Consider the following 12,371-nt stretch of genomic DNA (forward strand, 5'->3'; position numbering starts at 1 on the left):
TACGACCTCAGCTCACATGGCGGCCGGGGATCGGCCAAGTTTCGCGGGCGTCGTTTCGGACGCCAGAGCTCAACCAGCTGAAATCGCTACTTCTTCTTGGCCGGCTTGGTCAGCGGCTTGGGGGGCAAGGGAGCAGGAGCCACGGCGGCAGGGCCGCCAACGGCCATCTCCTTCTTGCCGGCGGCGAGCGCCGGAGCCACCGCGGCGATGTCCTCGACCACCGCCTTCGGCACTCGCAGCGTCCAGACCAAGTTCGGGCCGTCGGAGCTGACCGTGGTCCACATCAGCATCGGGGTCTCTCCGTGGTTGGGCATCCGGGTCAGCGCACGGCTGACGTCCCCGAGCCCGGCCTGGCCCATGCCGGTCATCACGCCTCTGACCAGGTTACCGATGGTGAAGTAGCCGCCCGACACGCCCTTCGAGGTCTTGAGCGGCGCGATGCCCTCGCGCGAGGCGAGCGTGCTCTCGCCCTTCTTCACCTCCACGAGCTTGGCGCTGAGCGCCTTCTCGTCGGCGGACAGGCCCACCCAGCTGCGGTCGCCATCGGGAACCAGCACCATCACGATCGAGAGCGCCGCCACCGGCGTCTTCTTCGCGCCGGGCTCGGGCGGGTCCATCTTCTCCCAGAACGCGCCAGGCAGGAGCAGCTCGTACACGGTGGTGCCCGGCGGCATGCCGGCGGCGCGGGACGCGCGCGACGAGAGCTTGGGCAGATCCGCGGGCTTGACCTTCAGACGCCTGTCCATCACCTGTCGGAGCTGCGCGTCGTTGTAGAGCTTGACGATCTTGTCGAGGTAGCCCTTGTACTTGGCTGGCTTCTCCTCGAAGCCGACCACGTACCAGCCGAGCTGCGCACGCACGCGCTCGCGCGTCGCCGCGGCGGTGCCCGGGGTCGGCGGGGTCGCCGGCGCCGCCACCTCGCTGTGCGCGTAGACGACGTCGCCCTCGGTGGTCCAGCTCTCGAGCAGGAGCTCGGTGATCTGGTCCCGAACCTTGCGCGGGACCTTCTCCTTCTCCAGAGCGCCGTCGATCAGCTCCGCCAGCGTCTTCCGGATGGTCTCGTAGCGCTTGGCGTTGGCGCCGACGCCGAAGGTGGCCATCTCGCTGTCCTTCGGCAGCTTCCAGAACATCTCCGGCACGCCGCGCCCGCGCTTTCCGGCGTCCAGCATGGTCTGCACGATCCAGGAGCTCTGACCCTTGAACTTGAGGCTGGTGACCGCGTCTAGCATGCCGGCGCCGCGATCCACGGTGGCCTCGATGCGGATCTTCTCGACGTCCTCCGAGACCGCCAAGACCTCGTCCGCGAGACCATGCACGGCATCGGCCAAGGCCCGATCGAAGCGCGGGCTGTCGAGGGACAGCTCGCTCAAGACGAACGGCGTCGCCATGGTCTTGAGCTGCCGGAGCTCCCGGGAATAGCGCCGGCGTAGTGGCTCCGCGACGAGCTCGATGTGCAGATCCGCACGGCTCAGGCTCTCCGTGGGCAACCCGCGGGTCGCGTAGGGCAGGAGCGCGTCGACGTCTTCTTGTCGGTCGCCACACACCAGCCGCGCCGGCGCCTTGCCGGCAGCCGCTGCGACCGCACACACGGGGCTCTCGCCCTTCACGATCTGGTACACACCCGGTCGCAGCATCCGCACCGACTGGCCCTGGCGCTTTGCGAAGGCGACCGTCCCGTCCACGGAGCTCACGCCGACGGAGACCACCGCGAACGGCTGCGGGAAGTTGCCGAGGCCCTTGTCGTCGAGCGCCACGGCGAACTCCAGCGGCGCGTCGAACACCAAGAGCTGCGCCATTTCCGGCTCGTTCTTGGCGACCAGCGCCCGCACGTCGATGGGGAACTTCGCCCAGCCCGCGAGCGTGTCGATCACGTTGATGGGATTGCCGATGCGCCCCACCGCCACCAGGCTCTGTGGCGCGGCGACCGGGCTCAAGTCCGGCGCGGGCCCCGTCGCCACCGCGGGTCCGGGTTCGGTCGGCCTGGCTCCGGGCTGTTTGGCTGGCGCCTGCGGGCCCCCGCAGGCGAACAGGCCGAGGGAGCAGAGGACGAGCAGCGCGCTTCGATGTCGAGTCATGACGGGCGCGATCTATACACGCTCTTCCGTGCGCGGGAACACTCGGCGAAGATGCCGAGGATATTCGGGCGGTCGGCTCGCCAACCCACGCGACGCGCTTCGTGACACCCGGCGAGGTGGGCCGGCTTCGCCGGCGTTCACCGGTCACTCCGAACGCCTTCAGCCTGCCGATGTCGGCGGCTCGTCCGGCAGCTTCGGCGCGCTCCCGACGAGGTAGCGCGCCGTGTGCGCGAGGACTCTGGCGCCTGCCCTTGCCAGCGCCGCCTTGGACCAGGGCTTACCGCCGAAGTGCTGGCAGCCGAGCCGGATGAACTCCGGGGCAGCGTGCAAGAACGCCTCCACATTGGCGCGGGGCGCACCGTAGAACAGCGGCACACCGAGCGTTCGCACCATCAGGTCGCGGCCGATGGAGCTGCGGCGGATCTCCGACGGCCAGTCCTCGAAACCGAGATCGCGCGCTGCCAACTTCCGCGCCAGGTACTTGGCCGCGGACGAGCCGTAGTAGATGGCCTGAGCGATGCCTTCGCCGGTCACCGGGTCGATGCCGGCTGACTCTCCCACCAAGAGCACGTGGGGCCTCGACACGGGAACGTGGGGATCGAAGGCCAGCTCCGCGTAGCGCTTCTTCTTGAGCTTCCCGAGATCGAGCCCGCGTTGCTCGAGCTCCGCCGCGAGCAGGTCTTGGATTTCGACGACCGCCGGCGAGTCCGTCGGCCTGAGCAGGTACACGCCCCGCACGACCATCTCGCGCCCGTTCACCAGGGTCGGGAAATCCCAGTAGTACCCGGGCAACTCGCGGTGGCTCGCGTCGAACAGGATCACGTCGCGCGGCAGGTCGCTCTCGACCGGCTCCGTGTCCACCTCGATGGCCTGAGCACGGTACTTGGCCGACTCGAAGCCCAGAGCCCGCCTCACCACGCTCTGCACTCCGTCGGCCCCGACGACGACGCGCGCGCGAACGGGCCCCGCGCTGGTCTCTACCTCGTAGCCGTCGGCGCAGCGGGTGAGGCCGAGCACCCGGACGCCTTCGGCGAACGGCACGCCGCGACTCTGGGCGATGCGCGCGAGCTCGTGATCGAACTCCACGCGACGCACGACACGCCCGATCCCCTGCTCGCGCACCGTGGTGGTGCGCCCCATGGCCCGGAACGCGATGCCGTTCAGCCACACGCTCGGGACGTCCACCGTGACGCCGATGCTCCCGAGCAGCTTGTCGGCCCGCGCCCCGACTCCACCCGCGCAGAACTTCTCGCGCGGGAAGCGCTCCTTCTCGACCACCAAGACGCGGTCGGTGAGCGCCGGCGCGTGATGGGCCAGAAACAGCGCCGTCGCCGAGCCGGCGGGGCCACCGCCGATGATCAGGACTTCGACGCTGCGCGGGAGGGTCACGGAAGGGTCCTAGGGGGTGTCCCTAGTTTGGGTGGCGACCAAGCGGCTCGATTCGCGCCGCTCGGCGGTCAGCCGAGCCCTGGAATGCCCTGTGCCGTCTGGTCATGATCAGATCTCGATCCGCCACTGATGCCTGTGTGTGAAAACCGGCCGGGACCGGCGCCGGCCGTTTCGACCGAGCGGAAGCGTCGCGTGGCGTGTGCTGCCGCCAGCGGAGCTCGATATTGGGGACATCCCCTAGATACCAGATCCCTCGTCAGCTCACCTCCTACAATGCTGCGCCAGCCGGAGGCGAGCCCACGGCGAACGAAGCGAGGCGTGCAGGGGGTCCGGGGGTTCACCCCCGGGGACTTCGGCGGAGCTGGGTGGGCGGGACCGTCAATTGGTCTCTTCGAACTCGGCGTCGATGACGTCGCCCTTCTTCTTCTCGCCGCCCGGCGCGGGTCCCGGCTCCGAGGCTCCGGCGCCCGGAGCAGCGCCCGGAGCAGCGCCCGGCGCACCTCCGGCAGACTCGTAGAGCTTGCTGGCCATGGCGTACGCCTCCTTCTCGAGGCGCCCGAGCACGTCCTGCACCTTCTCGTCGTCCTGCTTCTCGATGGCCGCGCGCCCTTCCTTGATCAAGGACTCCAGGCTCGAGACGTCGGCGCCCTGGAGCTTCTCGCGGTTCTCGCTGATCTGCTTTTCCAGCGTGTAGCACAGGTTGTCGAGCTTGTTGCGCCGCTCGATCTCCTCTCGGCGCCGCTTGTCCTCGGCCTCGTGCTCGCCCGCTTCCTTCACCATGCGGTTGATGTCGTCGTCGCTGATGCCGCTGTTGGCGGTGATGGTGATGCGCTGATCCTTGCCAGTGGCCATGTCCTTGGCGGTGACCGCCAGGATGCCGTTCGCGTCGATGTCGAAGGTGACCTCGACCTTGGGGATGCCGCGCGGCGCGGGCGGCAGACCCTCGAGGTGGAACTTGCCCAACGTCCTGTTGTAGCGGGCTTCGGCGCGCTCACCCTGGAGCACGTGGATCTCCACGCTGGTCTGGCCGTCGCTGGCCGTCGAGTAGATCTCCTTCTTCTGCGTGGGGATGGTGGTGTTGCGCGGGATCATCACCGTCATCACACCGCCGAGCGTCTCGACGCCCAGGCTGAGCGGCGTGACGTCGAGGAGCACCACGTCCTGGACCTCGCCGCCCAGCACGCCGCCCTGAACGGCGGCGCCGACGGCGACGACCTCGTCCGGGTTCACGCCCTTGTGCGGCTCCTTGCCGAAGAACTTCTTGACGGTCTCCTGCACCAACGGGATGCGCGTCGAGCCACCGACCAGCACCACCTCGTCGATGTCGCCGGCCTTCTTCTTGGCGTCGTCGAGCGCCTTCTTCACCGGCTCCATCGAGCGATCCACGAGCGGCGCGATCATCTGCTCCAGGCGCGCGCGGGTCAGCTGCTTCTGCAGGTGCTTCGGGCCGCTCGCGTCGGCGGTGAGGAACGGCAGGTTGATGGTGGTCTCGACCTTGCTGGACAGCTCGATCTTGGCCTGCTCCGCCGCGTCCTTCAGCCGCTGGATCACCATCTTGTCGCTGGAGATGTCGATGCCCGTGTCCTTGCGGAACTCGGCCATCAGCCACTCCATGATCAGGTGGTCGATGTCGTCGCCACCGAGGTGGGTGTCGCCGTTGGTGGCGATGACCTGCACGACGTTGTCACCGACCTCGAGGATCGAGATGTCGAAGGTGCCTCCGCCGAAGTCGTAGACCGCGATGACCTCGTTGGTCTTGCGGTCGAGGCCGTAGGCCAGGGCGGCCGCCGTGGGCTCGTTGATGATGCGGCGCACCTCGAGACCGGCGATCTTGCCGGCGTCCTTGGTGGCCTGGCGCTGCGAGTCGTTGAAGTAGGCAGGCACGGTGATCACCGCTTCGGTGACCTTCTCGCCCAGGTAGTCCTCGGCGGCCTTCTTCAGCTTCATCAGGACCTTGGCGGCGACCTCCGGCGGGGCCAGGACCTTGCCGCGCACCTCGATGCCGACGGCGCCGTTGTTGCCGCTCACGACCTTGAACGGGACGCGCTTGCGCTCCTGCTCGACCTCGTCGAAGCGCCGACCGATGAAGCGCTTGGACGAATAGACCGTGTGCTCCGGATTCGTCACGGCCTGCCGCTTGGCGATGGTGCCGACGAGGATCTCGCCCTTCTCGTCCCAAGCCACTACCGACGGGGTGAGGCGCGACCCCTCTTCGTTGACGATGACCTTGGGCTCCTTGCCCTCCATCACCGCGACGACGCTGTTCGTCGTACCGAGATCGATGCCGATGATCTTGCCCATGACGCTCTATTCTCCTCATGCTGCAGCGAAGGCCGGAGGGCGGTCGGAGGTACGACCGCGAACAGCGAGCCCTCGCGGTCCCGCGGCGGACCGAGATTTCTGCCGTGGGATGCCGCGGAAGATAACCACCGGGCTCCGGGGGTCAACGGTGCAGAGATGCCGGAGGGCGAAGGATTTGGTTGACAGGTCGGGCGCCGCGGATACCCTCGCGGTCCCTTCCCGGGGCTGTAGCTCAGCTGGGAGAGCGCCGCGTTCGCAATGCGGAGGTCAGGGGTTCGATCCCCCTCAGCTCCACCGAGACGATTCCTCGTCCGCTGGACGGTCGTGCCTGCGAAGTGGAGTCAGCGCTTCCGCCGCCGCAGGCCCACGACGAGGCCGAGGGTCGCGAACACCCACGGTACCGGCTTCACGGGGCCTCGGTCGCCGCCCAGAGAGCAGCCGCCGGAGCTGTCCGACTCGGCGTTGCCGGCGGGTGGCGCCGCGCCCACGCACACTCCTTGGTCGGTGCACTCGAGGCCGGCGCCGCAGGGCGTGGCCGCGTCGCACTGGGCCAGGCAGGACGCCGACTCCGTCGTGCCGAAGCACTCGTACCCGCCGGGGCAGGCCTGGGTGGGGCTGCAGGGCGCGCCTTGCGCGCTGCCACCGCTCGAGCCCCCCGTCCCCGTCGGCGGCTGCTCTTCCGGATCGCTCTTTCCGCTGGTGACCCAGAACGGCGGCGCGTACCCGCCCTTTTCGGCCGCGTCCTTGGCGGTGGCGACGATGAACTCGCTCCACGAGTAGACCGAGCCGTAGATCGGCGTCGTGCAACCCTGGCCTCCCCGGGAGACCACCCCGATGACCTTCCCCGCGGCGTCGATGGCCGGTCCGCCCGAGTCCCCCTGGCAGATGCCGGTGTCGCCCAGGAACTCGGTGAATTCGATGCCCTGCTGCGGGCACTCACCCGCCGTGCACTGCACGGTGAGCCCGCTCAGCACCATGCGCTCGCCGGCGCTCCAGCCGCTGTCGCCTTGCTGCCCGTAGCCGACGGCGGTGTATGGCTCGCCCGCAGTCGCCGGGACGTCGATGCGCGGGATGCGCGGCTCCACTCCAGTGACGGGCTGCGCCAGGATCAAGAGCGCCACGTCGTAGCCGCACGCCCCCTGCCCGTCCGCGGGAACGCGAACCTCGGCACCCTTGAACCACGTCCCGTTCTGGGAGAGCTGCTGGTCGGTCGAGACGTAGAGCTTGGTCCCGGAGTAGGCCTCTCCGAACTGCGTGACGCCGCAGGCCACCGCGCCGTTGTAGTCGTTGATCAGCGGCGCGACGCAGTGCCGGGCGGTCAGCACCAGGTTCGGGGCGATCAGCGTGCCGCTGCACATGCCGCCCGACATCGCGAACATCCCGACGACGTTCACGTCGGCGAAGTCCTGCTCACCCCCCTTGATGGCGTTGGTGCGCTGCGCGACGGGATCCGGCTCCGGTGCGCTCGAGCAACCGGCGAGGGCGAGGGCGAGGCAGGACACGATGAGGGGGCGTTTCATGTCGATCCTTCCTGGAGGTCCGCGCACGCGAGCGTCACCCTCGGCGTTCGCGTGGGACACGCGCGTGCCGAGCGCCGCGACGGGAGGCGCAGTTCTCTTACGGTGGAGCCCCGGCCTCCGCCACAGAAAAGGCATGCAGATTCTGCCTTTACAGACGGGCTCCCTACGCCCAAGGTGGAATGGAACAGCGTAGCTAGAAAAGCTGGAGCTCCCGTGACCCCTGAAATCCACTTGACGCAGACCATCTCGGCGCCGGAGGAGCGCGTGTGGCGGGCCTGCAGCACGCCCCGAGGATTGATGGGCTGGCAGGCCGACCAGGTGGAGGGCGACGTCGTGCTCGGCTCGACGCTCTCGCTCGCCTGGCCCGCGCTCGGGGTCGCGCTCGAGCTCGACGTGGTCGAGCTCGTGGCCGGCGCGCGCATCGTGCTGGCGAAAGGCGCGACGCGCGTCGCGCTCGAGCTCCGGAACGGTGGCGTCGAGCTCACGCACACGGGCGTGGGGGACGGTGACGAGCGCGACGGAGTCGAGTCTTCGTGGCAGCTGAGCCTGGGCTTGCTCGCTCACTATTGCGAAGCTCACCCCGACTCGTCGCGCACCGTGCGATGGTTGATCCGGCCCGCCCGCACGACCACCGACGCCGCCCACGTCTTCTTCAGCGACCGAGCTGCGCTCGGCACCTGGCTCGGCTCGGGAAGCAGGATCGGCCCAACCGGCACGCGCTACGCGCTCGACTTGGGCGGCGGTGAGCGCATGAGCGGACGCGTCCTCGCCAACACGCCGGGGCGGGATCTGGCTCTGAGCTGGGAGGAGGACGACGACTCCGCGCTGGTGCTCCGGACGCTGCCACGCCCGCTCGAGCCGGGCGTGCGGCTGATCGTGCTCTCCTACTCCCGCTGGGCCCGGCGCCCGCCCCCGCAGAGTCGCCTCGACCTGCTCGAAGCAGCGCACCACCGCTTGGTCCGCCTGCTGGACTCGAAGACCAGCGCCTGAGCGAGGCTCAGCGCGGTGTGGGGTCGGCGCAGCAGCGCGTACCCGTGGAGTAGTCGTAGTAGCTCGGCGCGTGCCCGCTCACCTTGGCCTCGCAGCCTTTGGTGGTCATGCGCGCGTAGAAACCGCCGACGAACACCCCGCTCGGATCGTCGATCCACTCGTCGAGGTTGCCGACCATGTCGTACACGACGCCGTCGTCCCACGCGCTGGTACAACCCGTGCTCGCGCCGGTCGCACGCAGCAGCGGGTCTTTGCCGGCCTCGACCACCAAGTTCAGCCGGGGATCGGTGAGCCCCATGGAGGCGTTACCGTGGAGCACGGCGGCGGGGTGCAGCGCCCGGAACACGTTGCAGCGACCTGCCACGTAGTGTGCGCCGTACGGGAACTTGGTGTCGGCGCGCCCGCGACACGCGGTGACCCACTCCGCTTCGCTGCACAGACGCTTGCCGGCGGCTTGGCAAGCGTTGCGAGCTGCGTGGTAGGTGAGGTAGCCGTGGGGCACGGCGCCGGGGCGCGAGACCGCCACGGGCTCGTAGCTGCCCTCGAGCTGGACCGAAGGCGGCTCCGGCAACGGCATGCGACGAGCCCCGGGGTCCCCGGCGCGCTCGCGCTCGACGAGCCAGACCTCGCGCACCCGCCCGAGCGCCTTCGGCTGCGGCGGGTAATACGGCGACAGCGGGCGTCGAGACTTGCGATCGATCAGCGACGCTTCCCAGCGATCGATGCAGAAGCCGCGGACTGCCGCCATCTCCGCGGGGCAGGCACGCCGCGTCGTGGCGCCGACTGGCGCTGGCTTGGCGCTGGCGGCGGGCACCAGGGCTCCTAGGCCCAGCATCGCGATCAGGGAGGCGCAAGCTCTGCGCATGCCGCCGGCACCCTGACACGAGCGAGCGGAGCGCGGCAACCGTTTGCCGGCGCGGTCGCCCCAGGGCAGGGTCCGGGGGTGAGTCGCGACGACGAGTGGAGCGCGCTCCGGGAGCGGATGGTGCGGTCGGTCGAGCGGGAGGCTGCGCCCCGCGACCCGCGCGTGCTCGACGCCTTCCGCCGCATTCCGCGCCACCTGTTCGTGCCGGAGGCGAGTCGGCTGGCGGCCTACGACGACCGGGCGCTGCCCATCGGCGAGGAGCAGACCATCAGCCAGCCGTCGATGATCGCGATGATGCTCGACGCCCTGGAGTGCGAGCCGAGCTCTCGCGTCCTGGAGGTCGGCGCGGGCTCCGGCTACGCCGCCGCGTTGCTCTCGTGCCTGGTCGCGCGAGTGGACGCCGTCGAAATCCGGCCGAGCCTGGCGCTGCGCGCTCGGGCCACATTGGCGAGCCTCGGCATCGACAACGTGTTCGTCCACGTCGGCGACGGCAGCAAGGGCTGGGCAGAGCTCGCTCCCTTCGATCGCATCCTGGTCTCGGCGGCACCGCACTCCGTGCCCCGCGCGCTCCTCGAGCAGCTCGCCCCAGGCGGCCGCATAGCCATTCCGGTGGGCGAGGCCTACCACCAGGTGCTGTTGGTCGGTGATCGCGCGCCGGACGGCAGCGTGTCGTTCCGGCGGGACGTCCCCTGCGTGTTCGTGCCTTTGGTGGAGACCTGACCCTCAGGCGCTGCCCACGGTGCGCGTGGTGAACGCGATGGGGGTGGTCCCCGCTCGGTGGTAGGCCTGAGTCCACACCTCGGCGTTCGCCACGTCGAAGACCACCGTCGGATCGAGATCCACCGGCAGCCAGGCGCCGGCGCGGATCTCGTTCTCGAGCTGATCCGGCGCCCAGCCGGCGTAGCCCACGAGCCCCAGCAGGCTCTCCGGTGCGTGTCCCTTCGCGACCTCCTCCAGCGCCTTGCGCGAGGCGCAAGCGGTGATGCCCGTGCCGACGTCGAACTGGCCCTCCACGTCGGCGAAGCGCTCCTCGCTCCGGTAGATGAGCCAGACCTGCTCCTGCGCCACCGGCCCGCCCACCCGCACCAATCCCGGTACGGAGATCGCCCGCTCGGTGACGTCGGCGCGCACCAAGAGCTCCGGGATGCTCATCACCTCGCGCCCGTTCACGACCCATCCGAAGGCGCCGTCCGGGCCGTGAGCCGCCAGGAGCACCACCGAACGATCGAAGTTGGGATCCCCCAAGGGCGGCGCCGCCACCAACAACCCAGGCGCGAGTACGGACATCTCGATGCTCTCCCTTCAGTACACGATCACGCCTGCGTACCCCACGACTTGGGAGAAGTCCCCGGAGACCTCGCCGGAGCTGCCGTAGCGGACGAGCTCGGCTCGCGTGGCGCCGAGCTCGCGGGCGGCGAACAGGCTCACGGTCGTGGGGAGGTACCCGCACATGGAGATGTCCTCGCGCTCGCACACCTCGAACAGGCCCTCGGGGTCCAACGCGAGCACGCGGTCGATGGCGTGCTGGTCGAAGTGGCGGGCCGTGTCGGCGGGAACGTAGTGGGACATGTCCGTGCTCGCGACCAAGAGCACGCGCTCGTCCTGCTCGCGCTCGTGCTCGCGGATGGCGCTCGCGATGTCGAGCCCGATCTCGCGGCACTCGGACAGGCCGAGGCCCCCGAGACAGATGGGCACGACGCGCACGTCGCTCCGAAGCGCGTGCAAGAACGGCATCTGCACCTCGGCCGCGTGCTCGCGCACGTGAGCGAGCTCGTCCGGGTGCAGCGAGCCCGAGCAGAGCAGGCGGCGCCGGAGCTCGGCGTCGATGTCGAGCGTGAAGCCGGGGAACGACCAGCTGCCGCCGTTCCACAGCGAACGCCGGTCGCCGAAGCCGGTGTGATTCGGGCAGAGCACGACGGCGGCGGCAGGGACCGTGACCCGAGCGTACGTCTCGCCCGCGATGGCACCGCTGTACACGTAGCCAGCGTGCGGTGCCATGAGCATCCGGGCGACGCGCGGCTCCCCCGGTCGGTCGGCGAGGAAGCCGCGGACCTCGGCGTCGAGACGACGCGGGTCCCCGGGGTAGAATCTGCCAGCGACAGCTGGCTCTCGCGCCCTCGTCAGCATGTCCGGTTCAGGATAGCACCCAGCCGCGCGCGAGCGCCGCGAAGGCCGCGCGGACGTTACCAAGTAGCGATGGCGGCGCGCGAAATCTGCGGCTAGAGTCCCGAGCGATGCGGGTGACCTTCTACGGGGTTCGGGGCTCGGTCCCTGCGCCAGGACCGACCACGGCACGCTACGGTGGCAACACCTCGTGTGTCGAAGTGATCCTCGGAGACGGCACCACGCTCGTCCTCGACGCGGGCACCGGCATGCGGGCGCTGGGCTCGACCCTGCTCGAGGGCGGGCGCCACCAGCGCACCCACCTCCTGCTCTCGCACACGCACTGGGACCACGTCCTCGGGCTGCCTTTCTTCGCCCCGCTGTGGCGCAAAGACTCCGAGATCCTGGTCTACCCCTTGCCCACGGACGCGCAGGAGCGCTTCCAGCGCACCATCTTCGACGACATCCACTTCCCGGTCAGCGTCAACGACATCCCGGCCAAGGTGGAGTTCGTGAAGCCCAGCGAGGAGCCCTGGCAGATCGGCCCGGCTCGGGTACGCCGCATCGCGCTGAACCATCCGGGCAGCGCGCAAGGATTTCGCATCGACGACGCGAGCGGTGCGTCGCTCGTGTACCTCACCGACAACGAGCTCTTGCGCGGCGAGTCCGGCGAGGCCGCGCTCGATGCCCTGGCGCGCTTCTCCGAGAGCGCGGACCTCTTGATCCACGACTCGCAGTACCTGGACGCTGACATGCCCGCGAAGTGCGGCTGGGGCCACTCCGTGGTGGACGACGTGCTCACGCTGGGCAAGCGCGCCGAGGCGCGGAAGCTCGTGCTCTTCCACCACGACCCGGATCGTACGGATGGTGATCTGGACAAGATCAAGGTGCGCTCGACGGCCTGGCTCGCCGAGCACGCGCCCGAGACGGCGCTGTGCGTGGCGATGGAAGGTCAGACCGTCGATCTCGCGGCGAAGTGAGCGTCAGACTCGGCTTTCGCCGTCTTGACATGAGCAGATCGCGATCTGCCACTGAGGTCGAGACCCACGAGAATGCCGGCGAACGCGCTTCGCGATACCCGACGGGCTGACCATTGGTCACATCTCGCCCGCAGTCGCCTGGACCCGC

At 69.4% G+C, this 12,371-nt stretch carries 10 protein-coding genes and 1 tRNA gene; 4 read left to right on the forward strand and 7 right to left on the reverse strand.

Features of this window, described 5'->3' with window-relative positions; translation table 11 throughout:
- Nucleotides 1–86: 86 nt before the first annotated feature.
- The 3 genes from HS104_27965 to dnaK form a co-directional block, all read right to left on the reverse strand.
- Nucleotides 87–2,075, reverse strand: a complete 1,989-nt coding sequence (locus HS104_27965) for a hypothetical protein (protein MBE7483788.1) — start codon at nt 2,073–2,075, stop codon at nt 87–89.
- A gap of 159 nt (nt 2,076–2,234) precedes the next feature.
- Nucleotides 2,235–3,464, reverse strand: coding sequence for an NAD(P)/FAD-dependent oxidoreductase (locus HS104_27970; GenBank protein MBE7483789.1), 1,230 nt, complete (start codon nt 3,462–3,464; stop codon nt 2,235–2,237).
- A 378-nt stretch (nt 3,465–3,842) separates the two neighbouring features.
- Nucleotides 3,843–5,765, reverse strand: coding sequence for a molecular chaperone DnaK (dnaK, locus tag HS104_27975; protein ID MBE7483790.1), 1,923 nt, complete (start codon nt 5,763–5,765; stop codon nt 3,843–3,845).
- Nucleotides 5,766–5,986: 221 nt separating this feature from the next.
- Between dnaK and HS104_27980 the strand changes: the two genes are divergently transcribed.
- A tRNA-Ala gene (locus tag HS104_27980) sits at nt 5,987–6,059 on the forward strand.
- A gap of 47 nt (nt 6,060–6,106) precedes the next feature.
- Here HS104_27980 and HS104_27985 read toward each other — a convergent pair.
- Nucleotides 6,107–7,285, reverse strand: coding sequence for a S1 family peptidase (locus HS104_27985; protein MBE7483791.1), 1,179 nt, complete (start codon nt 7,283–7,285; stop codon nt 6,107–6,109).
- 213 nt (nt 7,286–7,498) lie between these two features.
- Here HS104_27985 and HS104_27990 point away from each other — a divergent pair, with 213 nt between their 5' ends.
- A complete protein-coding gene (locus HS104_27990) occupies nt 7,499–8,275 on the forward strand; it encodes an SRPBCC domain-containing protein (protein MBE7483792.1) in 777 nt (258 codons plus the stop codon).
- Between the two features lie 7 nt (nt 8,276–8,282).
- Here the strand turns inward: HS104_27990 and HS104_27995 are convergent, their stop codons facing one another.
- The gene (locus HS104_27995) at nt 8,283–9,140 is read right to left on the reverse strand and encodes an SUMF1/EgtB/PvdO family nonheme iron enzyme (GenBank protein MBE7483793.1); all 858 of its coding nucleotides are present in this window, start codon (nt 9,138–9,140) and stop codon (nt 8,283–8,285) included.
- Between the two features lie 117 nt (nt 9,141–9,257).
- Between HS104_27995 and HS104_28000 the strand changes: the two genes are divergently transcribed.
- Nucleotides 9,258–9,860 carry a protein-L-isoaspartate(D-aspartate) O-methyltransferase gene (locus HS104_28000; GenBank protein MBE7483794.1) on the forward strand — a complete coding sequence of 201 codons (603 nt, stop codon included), beginning with the start codon at nt 9,258–9,260 and terminating at the stop codon, nt 9,858–9,860.
- A 3-nt stretch (nt 9,861–9,863) separates the two neighbouring features.
- On the opposite strand, the gene HS104_28005 is transcribed toward HS104_28000, so the two are convergent.
- Together HS104_28005 and amrB are read right to left on the reverse strand one after the other, a co-directional pair.
- Entirely contained in the window at nt 9,864–10,427 is a 564-nt protein-coding gene (locus HS104_28005; GenBank protein ID MBE7483795.1) for a YqgE/AlgH family protein, read from the reverse strand.
- 15 nt (nt 10,428–10,442) lie between these two features.
- Nucleotides 10,443–11,267 (reverse strand): AmmeMemoRadiSam system protein B, encoded by an 825-nt coding sequence (amrB, locus tag HS104_28010; protein MBE7483796.1) that lies wholly within the window; start codon nt 11,265–11,267, stop codon nt 10,443–10,445.
- Between the two features lie 107 nt (nt 11,268–11,374).
- Between amrB and HS104_28015 the strand changes: the two genes are divergently transcribed.
- The gene (locus tag HS104_28015; protein ID MBE7483797.1) at nt 11,375–12,223 is read left to right on the forward strand and encodes an MBL fold metallo-hydrolase; all 849 of its coding nucleotides are present in this window, start codon (nt 11,375–11,377) and stop codon (nt 12,221–12,223) included.
- Nucleotides 12,224–12,371: the final 148 nt, after the last annotated feature.

The sequence above is a fragment of the Polyangiaceae bacterium genome (assembly GCA_015075635.1).
Lineage (GTDB): Bacteria > Myxococcota_A > Polyangia > Polyangiales > Polyangiaceae > JADJKB01.

Coding starts and splice junctions, on each gene's coding strand:
- HS104_28015 (MBE7483797.1), top strand. CDS start 11,375: ATGCGGGTGACCTTCTACGGGGTTCGGGGCTCGGTCCCTGCGCCAGGA.
- dnaK (MBE7483790.1), bottom strand. CDS start 5,765: ATGGGCAAGATCATCGGCATCGATCTCGGTACGACGAACAGCGTCGTC.
- HS104_27985 (MBE7483791.1), bottom strand. CDS start 7,285: ATGAAACGCCCCCTCATCGTGTCCTGCCTCGCCCTCGCCCTCGCCGGT.
- HS104_27995 (MBE7483793.1), bottom strand. CDS start 9,140: ATGCGCAGAGCTTGCGCCTCCCTGATCGCGATGCTGGGCCTAGGAGCC.
- HS104_27965 (MBE7483788.1), bottom strand. CDS start 2,075: ATGACTCGACATCGAAGCGCGCTGCTCGTCCTCTGCTCCCTCGGCCTG.
- HS104_28005 (MBE7483795.1), bottom strand. CDS start 10,427: ATGTCCGTACTCGCGCCTGGGTTGTTGGTGGCGGCGCCGCCCTTGGGG.
- HS104_28000 (MBE7483794.1), top strand. CDS start 9,258: ATGGTGCGGTCGGTCGAGCGGGAGGCTGCGCCCCGCGACCCGCGCGTG.
- amrB (MBE7483796.1), bottom strand. CDS start 11,267: ATGCTGACGAGGGCGCGAGAGCCAGCTGTCGCTGGCAGATTCTACCCC.